The organism is Pseudomonas sp. Larv2_ips, assembly GCF_963879675.1.
Taxonomy (GTDB): domain Bacteria; phylum Pseudomonadota; class Gammaproteobacteria; order Pseudomonadales; family Pseudomonadaceae; genus Aquipseudomonas.
The window spans coordinates 84,824-100,921 of the sequence record NZ_CAWOAW010000043.1; the positions used below are offsets into that span (position 1 = coordinate 84,824).

At 63.3% G+C, this 16,098-nt stretch carries 4 protein-coding genes; 2 read left to right on the top strand and 2 right to left on the bottom strand.

What is annotated here, in order from left to right; translation table 11 throughout:
- The gene (locus tag AACV02_RS30375; RefSeq protein ID WP_119735971.1) at positions 1 to 14,049 is read right to left on the bottom strand and encodes a non-ribosomal peptide synthase/polyketide synthase; all 14,049 of its coding nucleotides are present in this window, start codon (positions 14,047 to 14,049) and stop codon (positions 1 to 3) included.
- Between the two features lie 210 nt (positions 14,050 to 14,259).
- Here AACV02_RS30375 and AACV02_RS30380 point away from each other — a divergent pair, with 210 nt between their 5' ends.
- Together AACV02_RS30380 and AACV02_RS30385 are read left to right on the top strand one after the other, a co-directional pair.
- Entirely contained in the window at positions 14,260 to 14,511 is a 252-nt protein-coding gene (locus tag AACV02_RS30380) for a type II toxin-antitoxin system HicA family toxin (protein ID WP_119735973.1), read from the top strand.
- The gene (locus AACV02_RS30385) at positions 14,508 to 14,873 is read left to right on the top strand and encodes a type II toxin-antitoxin system HicB family antitoxin (RefSeq protein ID WP_119735975.1); all 366 of its coding nucleotides are present in this window, start codon (positions 14,508 to 14,510) and stop codon (positions 14,871 to 14,873) included. Before AACV02_RS30380 ends, AACV02_RS30385 begins: the two co-directional genes overlap by 4 nt.
- On the opposite strand, the gene AACV02_RS30390 is transcribed toward AACV02_RS30385, so the two are convergent.
- On the bottom strand, positions 14,874 to 16,046 hold the full coding sequence (locus AACV02_RS30390) for an MFS transporter (RefSeq protein WP_119735977.1): 1,173 nt from the start codon (positions 16,044 to 16,046) through the stop codon (positions 14,874 to 14,876). It abuts the gene before it with no gap.
- Between the last annotated feature and the right edge of the window lie 52 nt (positions 16,047 to 16,098).

Consider the following 16,098-nt stretch of genomic DNA (forward strand, 5'->3'; position numbering starts at 1 on the left):
TCAAATCGCCTCTAGTTCGCTCAAAAAGTCACGAAGATCATCAAAATCTTCCGCGCTGCCGGCGCGGAAGGTGGCGGCGGCCTGTACATAGGCGCGCAGCGTTTCGGTCTGGAACACTTCAACCAGGGGCACTTCCAGGCCCAGCTCGGACTGGACCCGCGATGTGATCTGGATCGCCAGCAAAGAATGGCCGCCGACTTCGAAGAAGTTGTCGTCCATGCCCACTTGCGGCAGGCGCAACACCTCGGCCCAGATCGCCGCAATCTGCTGTTCCAGTTCGGTTTGCGGGGCCACGTAGCGTTGCTGCATCAGGCTCACATCCGGCGCGGGCAAGCCTTTGCGATCGAGCTTGCCGTTGGGGGTCAGCGGCATCTGCGCCAGGCACATGAAATGCGTGGGCACCATGTAATCCGGCAGGCGGGTCTTGAGCGCACGGCGCAAGGCATCGCGGAACTCGGCCTGGTCGATCAGGGCCGGATCGGCGGGTACGACATACGCCACCAGTTGCTTGCCGGTCGGGCCTTGCTGTGCCACCACCACGGTTTCACCGACGCTGTCCTGCTCGCGCAGACGGGCTTCGATTTCACCCAATTCGATACGGAAACCCCGGATTTTCACCTGATGGTCGACACGGCCCAGGTAATCCACCACTCCGTCCGGGCGACCACGGGTCAAGTCGCCGCTGCGGTACACACGGCTGCCGGGTTTGCCGAACGGGTCGGGCACGAAACGCTCGGCGGTCAGGGCCGGGCGCTCCAGGTAACCACGCGCCACACCCTCGCCGCCCAGGTACAACTCACCCGCGACGCCGATGGGTTGCAGGTTCAACTGCGCGTCCAATACGTAACCGCTGCGGTTGCCCAGCAACGTGCCGATGGGCGCATACACCGCGCCGCACGGTTCGCCCTTACGGGCTTTCCACAGCAGCGGCGTCACCACGGTTTCGGTCGGGCCGTAACCATTGAACAAGTAGGTGGGTTTCAGTGCGCGCCATGCCAGGTCGTAACTCGCCTGGGCTACCGCGTCACCGCCAAAGCAGTAGACGCGCACTGCCGGTGGGTTGCCATCGCGTTCGGCGTGCTCGGCCAGTTGTTGGAGGTAAACCGGTGGGAACACCGCCATCGTCACATTGTGGCGGTGCATTTGGGCATAGGTGTACTCCGGCAGCCACAGGCTGTCGTCGCGGATCAGCACGCTGGCGCCGTTGATCAGCGGGTGCATCCAGCCTTCGTGGGAGCCGTCGAAAGCGAACGACATGAAGTGCAGCTCGCAGTCGGCCGGGCCGGTTTCATAGCGCTCGCCGGTGGCGATGATATGCGCCACCAACGGGCCGTGGGACACCGCCACGCCCTTGGGCATGCCGGTGGAGCCGGAGGTGTAGATCACATAGGCGAGGTTGTCGCCATCCAGTGCGACCTGCGGTGCGGCATCGCTATAGTGGGCCCAGTCTTCGGTGCGATCGATTGCCAGCGTGTTCACCCCCTGCGGGACCGGCAATTGCTGCAAGGCGCTGGTGTGCGTCAACAGCAACCGTGCGCGGCTGTCGTCCATCATGTAGAGCAGACGATCACGCGGGTACTCAATGTCCAGCGGCACATACACACCACCGGCTTTGAGCACGGCGAGGAACGCCACCATGATTTCGGCGCTGCGCGGCATGGCGATCGCCACACGCACTTCCGGCCCCACACCACGAGCGATCAGCGCATGCGCCAGGCGGTTGGCCTGTGCATCAAGCTCGCCGTAAGTCAGGGTGTGCGAGTCGAATTTCACCGCCACGGCATCCGGGGTTTCCCGCGCGCGGTCGGCGATCAGTTCGTGCACCAAGCGTGCGATTGAGAAGCCCGAGCCGGTGCAATCCCACAGGTGCAGAATGTGCTGCTGCTCATCCGCGTTCAGCAGGTTCAACTGCCCGATGGCCTGCTGCTGATCATCGACCATGGCCTGCAACAGGTTCTGCCAATGCCCGGCCATGCGTTCGATGGTCGCGGGGGCAAACAGATCAGTGGCGTAACTCAGGGATGCATGCAGTGCTTCGCGCGACTCCTCCACATCCAACGCCAGGTCGAACTGTGCCACGCCCTCATCCCAACTCAACACCTCGACCTGCAGGCTCGGCAAACGCTGCAAATGGCTGCCCGCCGAGGTCACGCGGTGGTTGAACAGCACTTGGAACAACGGGCTCAGGCTCATGCTGCGCTCGGGCTGTAGCGCCTCCACCAGTTGCTCGAAAGGCAGGTCCTGATGGGCCTGGGCTTCGAGGGAGCGTTGGCGCACCTGATGCAACAGTTGCGCCACGCTCATCTGGCCGTTGACGTCAGCCTTGAGCACTTGGGTGTTGACGAAGAAGCCGATGAGGCCCTCCGTTTCAAGGCGGTTGCGGTTGGCGATCGGCACGCCAACGCGCACATCTTCCTGACCGCTGTAGCGGTGCAGCAAGGCCTGATAGGCCGCCAGCAACACCATCGGCAACGTGACCCCGGCCTGTTTCGCCACACGCCGCAAGCCAGCCAACAGCTGCGGTGTCAATTCAATGCCCAGGCGCGCACCGCGATGGGTCGGCAACGCCGGGCGCTGGTAGTCAAACGGCAACTCCAGTACCGGCTGCTCACCGCCCAACTGTTCACGCCAATACGTCAACTGGCGCGCTTTCTCGCCGGCCTCCATCCAGTTGCGTTGCCACAGGGCGTAGTCGGCGTATTGAATCGGCAACGCCGGCAGATTCGGCGTGTGGCCGTCGCTGAAGGCGGCGTAGAGTTTCACCAACTCCTCGACCATCAGCTGCATCGACCAGCCATCGGAGACGATATGGTGCTGCACCAGCACCACCACATGATCGTCCGCGGCCAGGCGCAACAATTTCACGCGCAGCAACGGCCCCCGCAGCAGGTCAAACGGCTGCGCGACCGCCTCGGCCACCTGCGTCTTGAGCCCGGCTTCATCGGTATCGCAACGTTCGATTTCAATCAGGCCCAGGTCTTCAATCACTTGCACCGCGCCGCTCGCATCTTGGCGCAGATGCGTGCGCAGGCTTTCATGGCGCGCCAGCAAGGTGTCGAAACTGCGTTGCAGCGCGGCCACGTCCAACGCGCCTTTCAAGCGCAAGGCGCTGGGGATGTGGTACGCCGAGCTGTTGGGGTCGAGCTGCCAAAGGAACCACTGGCGCTCCTGGGCGTAAGACAGTGGCAACGGCTGCGCGCGGTCGGCCTTATGCAGTGCAGGCGCGGTGACGCCCTCCTCACCCAATGCACGCACAAAGTCACCGAGCACAGGCTGTTCGAACAGGGTCTTGAGCGCGACTTCCAACGCCAATACCTGACGTACTCGCGACACCACGCGCGTGGCCAGCAGCGAATGCCCGCCCAGTTCGAAAAAGTGGTCATCGAGGCCCACCTGCGGCACCTCCAGCACGTCGGCCCAGATCGCCGCAACCTGCTGTTCGCGCGGGCTGACGGGCGCCACATGAGCTTTGAGCAACAACTCGGCATCCGCCTTGGGCAGTGCCTTGCGGTCGAGCTTGCCGTTGGGAGTCAGCGGCAGGGTTTCAAGGAATATCAGGTGCGCAGGCACCATGTAATCCGGCAAACGCGCGCGCAGATCAGCCTTGTACTGCTCACGCAGGCTTGCCTGTTGCTCGGGAGCACAGGTCACCAGGTAGGCGATCAAACGGTCGTTGTCGGCCAGTACCACGGCTTCACGCACCGCCGCGTTCTCACGCAGGCAGGCTTCGATCTCACCCAGCTCGATACGGAAACCGCGCACCTTGACTTGATGGTCCACGCGACCGATGTACTCCACTACGCCCTCCGGGCGATAGCGCGCCAAATCGCCGGTGCGGTACAGGCGTTCACCGGGTGCGCCATATGGGTTGGGCACGAAACGTTCGGCGGTCAGCGCCGGGCGCGCGTGATAACCGCGCGCCAGACCAGCGCCGCCGATCAGCAATTCACCGGCCGCCCCTTGTGGGCATGGCGCCAGCCCGGCGTTGAGAATGAACAGCGACGTGTTGGCAATCGGGCGACCGACAAAAGGCTGCGCCTGCTCCAGGCGGTGAGCAGCCGACCAGATGGTGGTTTCCGTCGGGCCATAAAGGTTCCACACCGGGCCCTGCAGGTCGAGCAGCCGTTGGGCCAGGTCGACCGGCAGCGCTTCGCCGCCACACAGGCATTTGATGCCCTGCAGCAGCGACGCGCGCGGGCTTTCCAGGAGCATGCGCCAGGTCGAAGGCGTGGCTTGCAGCACATTGGCGCTCTGGTTGTGCACCAGATCGAGAATCGCCTCCGGGTCGAGCGCCAGTTCCTGGCCGCTCAGCAGCACCGTGGCGCCCACGGTCAGTGGCACGTATAGCTCGAGGGCGAAGATGTCGAATGAGAAAGTGGTCAGCGACAAAACCCGCGCATCACTGCCGATCTGCAGGGTGTCGGCCATGCCGCAGGTAAAGCTGCACAGTGCCTGATGCCGCACCATCACGCCCTTGGGCTTGCCGGTGGAACCAGAGGTGTAAATCACGTAGGCCAGGTGCTCCGGCGTGACACGGACCTGCGGGTTGTGTTCGTCCACGCCCGCCTCATCGACCAGCAACACGTGCAGGCCCTGCGGCTGCGCCAGGCGACCATTGAGGTGTGGCTGGGTCAGCAACACCTGCGCTTGGCTGTCCTGGAGCATGAACGCCAGCCGATCCGCCGGGAACTGCGGGTCGAGCGGCACATAGGCGCCGCCGGCCTTGAGGGTCGCCAATAGGCCGACGACCATGTCCAGCGAGCGCTCGACATGCACCGCCACCAACACGTCAGGGCCGACGCCCGCCGCAATCAGGCGATGGGCCAAGCGGTTGGCGCGGCGGTTGAGTTCGCAGTAACTCAGGGTGTCGCCATTGAATTGCAGTGCGCTTGCGTCCGGTGTTGCCAGTGCTTGCGCTTCGAACAACTGATGCACGCACCGCGTGTGCGGGTACTCGGCGTGGCTGTCGTTCCAGCTGTGCATGGTCTGTTGCCATTGCTGCTCGCTGAGCATCGGCAGTTCATCCAGCGCCTGCGACGCGTCATTCACCACAGCGCGCAGCAGGTTTTGCCAATGTTGCGCCAGGCGCGCAAGCGTCTCGGGTTCGAACAGGTCGGTGGCGTAGGTCAGCGAGGCCCACAGGCCGTCGGCAGACTCTTCGGTTTCCAGGCTCAAATCGAATTGCGTGGTGTGGCCGTCCCAATCCAGCGGCTCTAACGCCAGGCCCGGCAGTTGCACCGGGGCGGAGCGCAGGTTGTCCTGGTGATTGAACAGCACCTGGAACAGTGGGTTGTGGCTCAGGCTGCGCGCTGGCTGCAGCGCTTCTACCAACTGTTCGAACGGCAGGTCCTGATGCGCCTGGGCCTCCAGGGCGCGCTGCTTGACCTGACCGAGCAATTGCTCGAAGGCCATCTGCCCGTCAAGGTCGACCTGGATGACTTGGGTGTTAACGAAGAAACCGATCAGCCGCTCGGTTTCGAGGCGGTTGCGGTTGGCGATCGGCACCCCGACACGCAGCCTGTTTTGCCCGCAGTAGCGATGCAGCAAGGTCTGGAACGAGGCCAGCAAGAGCATGAACAGGGTCACGTCTTGGCGCTGGGCCAAGGTTTTCAGGTCGGCCAACAGCGCAGGCTCGAGCTGGACCCGTTGACGCGCGCCACGCAAGCTCTGCACCGCAGGGCGCGGGTGGTCCAGAGGCAGCTCCAGTACTGGATGTTCATCGCCCAGGCACCTTTGCCAGTAATCGAGCTGGCGCTGTTTTTCACCGGCCGCCATCCAGCTGCGCTGCCACGCGGCGTAGTCGGCATATTGGATCGGCAACGCCGACAGCTGAGCTTGGCCCTGATACAGCGCCACCAACTCTTCCACCATCACGTGCATCGACCAGCCGTCAGAGATGATGTGGTGTTGGGTGATCACCAGCACATGGTGCTCGGGCGCAATCACCAGCAGCTTGACGCGCATCAACGGGCCGTTGCGCAGGTCGAACGGGCGTTGGATTTCCTGCTCCACACACTGCTGGATTTGCGCAGCCTGCGCCCTCGCCTGCTGTACCGGCATCGCCAGGGTGGGATGGATCACCTGCCAGGTCTGCTCAGCGTCTTCAACAAACGTAGTGCGCAACGGTTCATGGCGCAGCACCAGTGCCTGGAAAGCACGCTCCAGTGCGCCGATGTCGAGTTCACCACGCAGGTGCAGCGCCGTGGGAACGTGGTACGCGGCGCTGGCGGGGTCCAGTTGCCACAAAAACCACTGGCGTTCCTGGGCGAAAGACAGCGCCATCGGCTGCCCACGGCCCAGGGCCAGCAACGGTGGCGCGCTGTGCTCACGCAACCCCAGGCAGGCCATGGCAAATGCTTGCAACGTCGGCTGCTCAAACAGTGCGCGCAGCGGCACTTCCAGTTTCAAGTCATGGCGCACGCGGGAAATCACTTGGGTGGCCAACAATGAATGCCCGCCCAGCTCGAAGAAGTGATCCGTGAGGCCGACCTGCTCGACCTGCAACACCGCTTGCCAGATCGCCGCCAATTGCACTTGCAGCGTGCTTTGTGGCGCCACATACGCTTGTTGACGCAGGTTCAGGTCAGGCGCCGGCAGCGCACGGCGGTCAAGCTTGCCGTTGTTGTTCAGTGGCAAAGCGTCAAGTACCAGCCAATGCCCCGGCACCATGTAATCCGGCAGAGACTCGCGCAAGGTGGCCGCCAGGGCTTGCCCGTTCAGGGTTTGACCATGGGCAGGCACCACATAGGCGACCAGTTGCATGCCGACCGCACTCGTCTGGGCGATCACCGCGGCTTCACGCACCTGCGGCAAGGCTTGCAGGCAAGCCTCGATTTCGCCCATTTCAATGCGGTAGCCGCGAATTTTCACCTGATGGTCGATACGCCCGACGTACTCCAACGCACCGGCTTCGTTGTAACGCGCCAGGTCGCCACTGCGGTAGAGGCGTGCACCGGGCACCGCGGAAAACGGGTCAGGCAGGAAGCGTTCGGCGGTCAAGGCCGGGCGGTCGAAATAACGCTGGGCCAGGCCTGCTTCGGCGCCAATGCACAGCTCGCCGACGCCGTCAGTGGCCAGCAGTTCGAAACCACTGTCGAGCACGTACAGCGACCGGCCGGCAATGGCCCGCCCGATCGGCACGCCAAACGCATCACTGGCATCCGCCAGTTGGCAATCGTGCACACTGGACACCACCGTCGCCTCAGTCGGCCCGTAGGTGTTGACCAGGCGTACGCTGCCCAGCCCTGCGGCGTGCCAGGCGCGTACGCCTTCTACCGACATGGCCTCGCCACCCACGTGCACTTGGCGCAGGTTGCCCAAGGTGCGTTGGTCGACGGCACACTCCTTGGCCAGCAAATACCAGTAAGCGGCCGGCAAGTCGGCCAGGGTCACGCCCTGCTCGACGATCTCGCGGGCCAGTTGGCCGGCGTCCCACAGCTCATCGCCGCGCATGATCAAGGCGGCGCCCACGCACAGCGGTGGGTAGCACTGCTCGACAAAACCGTCGAAGCTGAAGGTCGCAAATTGCAGTACACGGTCTCGCGCACTCAGCCGGCTGTAGGCCTGCGCGCTGTCGCAGAACTGGCCGAGGGCGGCATGATCGATCGCCACGCCTTTGGGCAAGCCGGTGGAACCGGAGGTGTAGATCACATAGGCCAGGTCGGCCGCCGCCGCTTGGTTGGGTGGATTGGTCGCCGCGAAGGTGTGCAGTTCTTCACCGGATGCGCTGAAGTCCACACGAGTCAAGCCTTGTGGCAACGGCAAATCGGCAAGCAACCCGGTTTCGCTGAGCAGCAGGTCCAAACGGCTGTCGGCCAGCATATAGGCCAAGCGTTCGGCCGGGTATTTCGGGTCCAGGGGCACGTAGGCAGCGCCACTTTTGAGCACCGCCAGCAGGCTGACGATCAGCTGCGGGCCACGCCGACTGGCCAGGCCTACACGCTGGCCCGGCCCCACGCCGAGCGCCAACAGGCGATGCGCCAAGCGGTTGGCCCGCGCGTTGAGCTGGGCGTAGCTCAGGCGCTCATCGCCCGCCTGAACTGCCAGCGCATCAGGAGTGGCGTGGGCCTGGGCAGCGATGCGCTCATGCACGCGCTGAGGACGCTGGGCGGCACCGGCAGATTGGCTGAGGGTGAGTACGTCGCGCTGTGCTGTGGCGTCCAGCAACTGCAGGTTACCCAGCGGCACACCGGCGTCCGCCACCAGTTGCGCCAGCAGGTGACGCAAGTTAGCGCCCAGCTGCTTGACCTGTTGCTCGCTGAAATGCGCGCGGTCGTAGCTGAAGTCCAGGCGCAGGCCGGCACCGAGCTCGACGCCCAGGGTCAGCGGGTAGTTGGTGCGCTCGTGGTTATGCATCCGGCCGAAGGTCAGGCCTGCCGGCGCGCCTTGCTTCAATGCTTCGGCGACCGGAAAGTTTTCGAACACCAGCAAGGTGTCGAACAACGCCGCACCTTGCTGGCCGGCCCACGCCTGGATGTCGTAAAGCGGCACGTGTTCATGGTCACGCAAGCTGAGGTTCAAGGCTTGCAGCTCGTTGAGCCAGGCGCCGGCCGATTGGGCGGGCGACGCGGCACTGATCAACGGCAAGGTGTTGATGAACAAGCCCAACTGCTGCTCAATCCCAGGCAGCGGCGCTGAACGCCCGGCGACGGTCGCGCCGAATACCACGCAAGCCTGGCCGCTGTAGCGTTGCAGCAACAGGCTCCAGGCGCCTTGCAGCACAGTATTGAGCGTGACTTTTTGTTGGCGGGCAAATTCGCTGAGGGCCTGGGTAAAGTCGTCGTCCAGCAGCACTTGATGGTCAGCCATGCCCACGCCACCAACCGGCGCACGCAGTGCCTGAGCCAGCAAGGTTGGCGCGTGCAAAGGCGCCAGGGCATTTTTCCAGAACGCCTCGCCCGACGGCTGCTGTTGCAGCCAGCCCAGGTAATCGCGGAACTGCCCCAGCGGCGCCGACACCGCCTGGCCTGCGTAATGGGCTAGCACTTCGCCGAGCAACTGCGCGTTACTCCAGCCGTCCATCAGGATGTGGTGACTGGTGAAGATCAAGTGCCAGGCCGACCCTGTACTGCGCACCAGCATCAGGCGAAACAGCGGTGCGGCATTGAGTTCAAAGCCGCTTGAGCGCTCGGCATCGGCCAGCGCATCGAGGTCGGCATTCACGTCTTCGACCACCTGCAACTGCACGTCGACCTGACGCCTGATTACCTGATGGGCGCTGTCCAGGCCCAGCCAATGGAAGCTGCTGCGCAAGATGTCGTGCCGGTCCAGTGCCGCTTGCCAGGCGCGGCCGAAAGTCAGCAGGTCAAGGCCTTCAATGTCCAGGCGCAATTGGTTGATATAAGCCTGGCCCTCGGGCGCGTACAGGGTGTGGAACAGCATGCCCTGCTGCATCGGCGACAGCGGGTAAAGTTCGGCGATGTCCGGCCCGGCCACGGGCAGCGCATCCAGCTGCTGCTGCGTAATACGCGCCAGCGGGAAGTCCGACGGCGTGACCTGCCCGGCAGGCGTCGCACAGCAATGCTCGATCAACGCCTTGAGTTCCGTGGCGTAGTCATCCGCCAGGCGCTGAATGGTCGCAGCGTTGAACATCTCGCGACTGAAACCCCATTGCAGCGACAGCTCACCGCCATACACCTGCCCTTCCACCGTCAGCCAGTTGGCCAACGGTGCTTCGGGGTCCTGCGCCTGGCCGCTGCCTTCGCTGGCCGGGACAAAAAGCGCTGACTCATTGAACTGGCGGTCGAACTGCCCCAGGTAGTTGAAGGTGATACGCGGCGCAGCCAAATCGGCCAGGGCTTCACGCGATTGCGGTTTGCCCAGATAGCGCAGCAGGCCGTAGCCCACGCCCTTTTGCGGAACCGCGCGCAGTTGCTCCTTGATCGACTTGATTGCATCCGACAGCGTGCCTGCGGCCTGCAAACGCACCGGAAACAAGCTGGTGAACCAGCCGACCGTACGGCTCAGATCGAGGCTGTCGAACAGGTCTTCGCGACCATGGCCCTCCAGCTGGATCAGCGCGGCGGCCTGGCCGCTCCAGCGGCTGATCACGCGCGCCAGCGCCGTCAGCAGCAGGTCGTTGACCTGGGTGCGATAAGCCGCTGGCGCGTCTTGCAGCAGTTGCCGGGTGTGTTCGGCGTCAAGACGGGTTTCAAGCGTGGCGCCCAGCCGATTGTGCAGGCCGCCCTGCGGGTTATCGCAGGGCAGCTCGGCATCGCCGGACTGCGCCAGCCAGAAAGGCAGTTGCTCATCCAGCGTATGCGCGTGCGCCTGCAGCTGCTGCGCCCACTGTTGATAGCTGCTGGTTTTGGCGGGCAATCCGGCTTGGCGGTAAGCCTGTTGCAGATCCTCCAGCAGCACGCGCCACGACACACCATCGACCACCAGGTGATGGACCACCAACAGCAGTCGCTGGGCGCCATCAGCCAGGGTGACCAACGCCGCGCGCAGCATCGGGCCCTGTTCCAGGTTCAGGCTGCGCTGAGCCTCATCGCACAACGCGGCCAATTCAGCCTCGGTGTCGACGCTCGATTGCCACAGTACAGATTCAGCGGCCGGTGCGGCGTGGGCTTGCTGCCAGCCTTCGGCCTGCCGGGTGAATCTCAGGCGCAGGGCGTCATGGTGGTTGATCAACTGTGTGAGGGCGGCGTCCAGCGGCGCCGGTTCCAGCGTTTCGCGCGGGGTCAGCAACAGTGACTGGTTCCAGTGGTGGCGCGCAGCAATTGCCTGGCTGAAAAAGGCCTGCTGCACCGGGGTCAGAATCACCTCACCGGCGACCGGCCCCTGATCGATAACCACTGCGTGCTCGAAGCTCGCCACCAGCGCCAGGCTGCGCACGCTCTGGTACTGGAACACGTCGCGCGGGCTCAGGCGAATGCCTGCCTGACGGGCACGGCTGACCACCTGGATGGAGATGATCGAATCGCCGCCCAGCTCGAAAAAGTTGTCGTCCACACCCACGTGTGGAACGCCGAGTACATCACTCCAGATCGCCGCGAGGGCTTTTTGCAGGTCGCTCGAAGGCGCGATGAATGCCTGTTGCGACGCAGCCTCCGGCAGTGGCAAGGCTTTGCGATCGAGCTTGCCGTTGGCGGTGACCGGCAACTGGGTCAGCACGACGAAATGGGTCGGCACCATGTATTCCGGCAAACTGCTGAGCAGCCAGGCCTTGAGGTCCGCTGGCTCCTCGCTGTCGAGCACCAGGTAGGCGACCAACTGCTTGCCACCCTGCACCAGCACCACTGCCTCACGTACCGAAGGGTGTTGGAGCAGGCGCGTTTCGATTTCGCCCAGCTCAATGCGCAAGCCGCGCAACTTTACCTGATGGTCAAGACGGCCGAGGTATTCGATCACGCCGTCAGTGCGCTGGCGCACGCGGTCGCCGGTGCGATAAAGGCGCTCGCCGTTGACGAACGGGCTCGGCACAAAACGCTCGGCAGTCAGCGCCGGGCGCCGGTGATAACTGCGCGCCAGGCCGATACCGCCCAGGTACAGCTCGCCGGACACACCGGCCGGCACCGGGTTGAGCTGAGCGTCGAGCACGTAGGTGGCGAGGTTAGCGATGGGCCGGCCGATGGGCACGCTGTCGGCGCCTTCATCGATGCAGGTCCAGTGGGTCACGTCGATGGCTGCTTCAGTCGGGCCGTAGAGGTTGAACAACCCGGCTGCTGGCAGCTTGGCAAAGACCTGCCGTTGCGCATCTAGCGGCAAGGCTTCACCGCTGCAGACGATGCGCTTGAGGCTGGCACAGCCTTGCACGCCGGGCTCATGGATAAACGCCTGCAACATCGACGGCACGAAGTGCAAAGTGGTGATGGCGTGGCGGTCAATGGTTTCGATCAGCCGGGCCGGCTCGCGGTGTTCGCCAGGGGCTGCGACCACCAGGCGCGCGCCAGTCATCAGCGGCCAGAAAAATTCCCACACCGACACATCAAAACTGAACGGGGTTTTCTGCAGCACCGCATCACTGGCCGTCAATTCGTAGGCTTGCTGCATCCAGCACAAGCGGTTGACCAAGGCGCGATGGCTGTTGCCTGCGCCCTTGGGCTTGCCGGTCGAACCGGAGGTGTAAATCACGTAGGCCAGGTTGAGTGCGTGGACGCCGCTGTCGGGCGATGCATTGCTGTAGCCTTCCAGCCAACTGGCCGACTGGTCGAGGGCAATCACCTGAATACGCTCGACCGGCAAGGCGGCGAGCAGGCTTTGCTGGCTGAGCAGCAGCGTGATGCCACTGTCTTCGATCATGTAGGTCAGACGTTCCTGCGGGTATTCCGGGTCCAGCGGCACGTAAGCGCCACCGGCCTTGAGGATGGCCAGCAGGCCCACCACCATTTCGACGGAGCGCTCGACGCACAGCCCCACCAGCACGTCCGGGCCCACGCCCTGCTCGCGCAAAGCATGGGCCAGTTGGTTGGCGCGGGCATTGAGTTGGGCGTAGGTCAAGGTGGTTGCGCCAAACACTAAGGCTGGCGCGTCCGGTGTGCGCTGCACCTGGTCTTCGATCAGTTGGTGGATGCCGCGGGCGGTCGGATACGCCTCGCCGGTCTGATTCCACGCATGGACCAGTACGTGCTGCTCATCGTCAGCCAGCATCGGCAATTCACCCACGCGCTGTTCGCTGTCGGCCACCATCGCCTGTAGCAGGCTGATCCAGTGTTGGGCCATGCGCGCAATGGAAGGCGCCTCGAACAGGTCATTGGCGTAGGTCAGCGCAGCATGCAGGGTGCCGGACTTCTCATAGGTATCGAGGGTCAGGTCGAATTGGGTGGTGCGCCCTTGCCATTCCACCAGCGAAAGCTCAAGGCCTGAAGCGGTGTTGACGCTGGCAATGTCGGCCACCACCGGCTGGTGGTTGTACATCACCTGAAACAGCGGCGTATGGCTCAGGCTGCGCTCGACCTTGAGGGCCTCCACCAGGCGCTCAAAGGGCAATTCCTGATGAGCCTGGGCGCCCAGCGCGTGCTCCTTGATGCCTTGCAGCAGTTCGCCAACGCGGGTTTGCCCGGTCAGTTCGGTGCGCAGGACTTGAGTGTTGACGAAAAAGCCGATCAGCCCTTCGACTTCGGTACGGTTGCGATTGGCGATCGGCACGCCGACGTGAATGTCTGCCTGCCCGGTGTAACGGTGCAGCAGCACATTGAAAGCACCCAGCAACAGCATGAACAGCGTGACGTTGTGTTTTTGCGCGCAGGCGCGCAGTTGCGCAGCCAGGCCTGGGTCGATCGCGAAATTATGGCGAGTGCCCTGGTAACTCGGCATCGCCGGGCGCGGGTGGTCGGTTGGCAGTTCCAGCACTGGATGCTCGTCGCCCAGACGCGCCTGCCAGTACTCGAGCTGACGTGCCTGCTCCCCCGCTTCCAACCAGCGGCGCTGCCACAGGGCGTAGTCGCTGTACTGGATCGGCAATGCCGGCAATTGCGGCGCCTCATTGCGCTCGTGGGCGTCGTAGCAGCGGATGAACTCATCGATCAGCACGTTCATCGACCAGCCGTCGGAGACGATGTGGTGCAGGGTCAGCAGCAACACATGCTCCTGCGTATCGAGCTTGAGCAATTGCACGCGCAGCAACGGGCCGTGTTCCAGATCGAACGGCAGCAGCGATTGACGCGTCGCCGCGTCGTTGACGGCCTGCTCCTGCTCAACGGCGGCCATGGCGCTGAAGTCCAGATGCTCGACGACAAGCGAGGGCTCTATCGAAACCTGGGTCAGACGTTCATCGGCCTGGCGTTGGAAGACTGTGCGCAAGGTTTCATGCCGCGCTAACAGGCTGGCGAAGGCTTGCTCCAGCGCACGCAGGCTCAGCGCACCCTTGAGTCGCACGGCGCCGGGCAGATTGTAGGCGCCACTGGCCGGGTCCAATTGCCACAGAAACCACATACGCTGCTGCGCGTACGAGAGCGCCTGGCGATCCTCTGCCTCCACGCTCGCCGGAATCGGAAACCGGGAAAAATCCACGCCCTCTTTCTGCAAGGCCTGCAGGAATACTTGGCGTTTTTCCAGGGGCAACCCGATAAACCGGCGAGCAAGTTTCAAGGAGTCTTCAGCATTCATTTCTTGGAGTCCGGAGCAATAGGCAGGAAGCACAAAGGCACGTCGTCCCTATAAAACGAACCGGGCGGGGAAAAATTAGCGGGGGGATGAGAGGCTTGGAGCGAGGTGTCATCAAGGGTTACATCAATCTCAGCCAAGACACACGAAGCCGGGCTAGCATTGACGAACACCACTTTTTGCAACTACATTTAGTTACACGTAGGGAACGCCGTGTCCAAAAATGAAAAGCTGCTCGCCAAACTGCTCAACGAGCGCATGGCCTTTACCTGGCCAGAGCTCGAAACGCTGCTCAAGCGTCTTGGCTACACACAGATTGAAGGGGCTGGAAGCCTCGTCAAATTCGACATCGGCGACCCCAGTGCAATGATCACCTTGCACAGGCCTCACCCCGGCAACGAACTGAAACACTACATTCGGCGCCAGATCATCGAACAATTGAAATCAGGAGACCTGATTCAGTGAACAACCAACTGAAACACAACGGCTACATCGGCTCTATCGAAGCCAGCCTCGAAGACAATTGCCTGTTTGGCAAAGTGCTGTTTATCAAGGCGCTGGTCAGCTATGAGGGCAAAACCGTCGCGGAGCTGGACAGCGCTTTTCGGGAAGCCGTGGATGACTACCTCGCTACGTGCCACACCCTCGGGCAAACACCGGAGAAACCGTGCAAGGGTTCATTCAACGTGCGGGTCGGCCATGACCTGCATCTGGCTGCAGCCCTGGCAGCGGCCCGTAAGAAAGTGACGCTCAATGACCTGACGCGCCAGGCGCTGAATGAGTTTTTGCAACATCATTGCGCAGAACCTTTTCCGGCAGTCGGCTGATCAGCCCAATCGTCGATAGCCCAGCAGCGCTGCCCCCAGCACCACCGCCCCCGCCACCAGCGCCACCCAGAACCCGCTGGGGGCGCCAAAGTGGTCGATCATCCAACCGGAGCTGGCGGCGCCGATGGCCACGCCGATGCTCAGGCCGGTGATCAGCCAGGTCATGCCTTCGGTCAGGCGGCTCGGCGGGACGATCTGCTCCACCAGGGCCATGGACACGATCAGCGTCGGGGCAAAGAACAAGCCTGAGATGAAGATGGCCACCGCCAGCCCGGGGATATTTGTCACCAGCAACAACGGCAAGGTGGTCAACGCCGTCGCCACGCCGCAGAACAGAAACTGCCGGGGCAACGGCGCCTTGAGCTTGAGCGTGCCAAACGCCAACCCCGCCAGGCAGGAGCCGATGGCATACACCGAGAGCACGATGCTCGCCGCCGCCGGTTGGCCCTGATGCTGGGCGAATGCGACGCTGACTACATCCACCACGCCGACGATCACGCCCATGGCCAGCAACAGGATCATCAGGATCAGTACCGACGGTGAGGCGATCAGCCAACCGCCGTGATGGTCCTCGTGTTCATGCACCGGCGGCTCAGTTGCGCGTTGCAGCACGAAGGTGGTCACCCCCACCGCCAGCAGCAGCGCTGCCACCAAGGGCCCGGCTTGCGGAAACAGCACCACACTCAGGCCAACCGAGATCGGCGGGCCGATGATGAAACACACCTCGTCGAGCACCGACTCAAGGGCAAATGCGGTCTGCAACTTGGGCTGGCCGCGGTACAACTCGGTCCAGCGCGCCCGCACCATGGCCGACATATTGGGCATGCAACCGGCCAGGGCGGCGAACACAAACAACGTCCAGCTTGGCGCCTGCAACCCAGTGCACAGCAGCAACAGCAACAACGCCCCACCGCCAATCAGCGCCGCGATCGGCAGCACCCTGCCCTGGCTGTAGCGGTCCACTAACCGCGAAACCTGCGGCGCACAAAACGCCGTGGCCAGGGCGAACACCGCCGCCACCGCGCCCGCCAGTCCAAAGCCGCCGTGCACTTGCGACAGCATGGTGATCAGGCCGATACCGGTCATCGATATCGGCATACGCGCAAGCATGCCGGCCAGCACAAATGCCTTGCTGCCAGGAGCGTGGAACAACTCGGCGTAGGGATTTGCCATCCTGCTTGTCCTCATCCTCAAGACCTTGAAGCTTGCTATCGGCAGTCATCAA

Excerpts from the sequence above, each read along its gene's own strand:
- AACV02_RS30375 (WP_119735971.1), bottom strand. The coding sequence starts at position 14,049 with ATGAATGCTGAAGACTCCTTGAAACTTGCTCGCCGGTTTATCGGGTTG.
- AACV02_RS30390 (WP_119735977.1), bottom strand. The coding sequence starts at position 16,046 with ATGGCAAATCCCTACGCCGAGTTGTTCCACGCTCCTGGCAGCAAGGCA.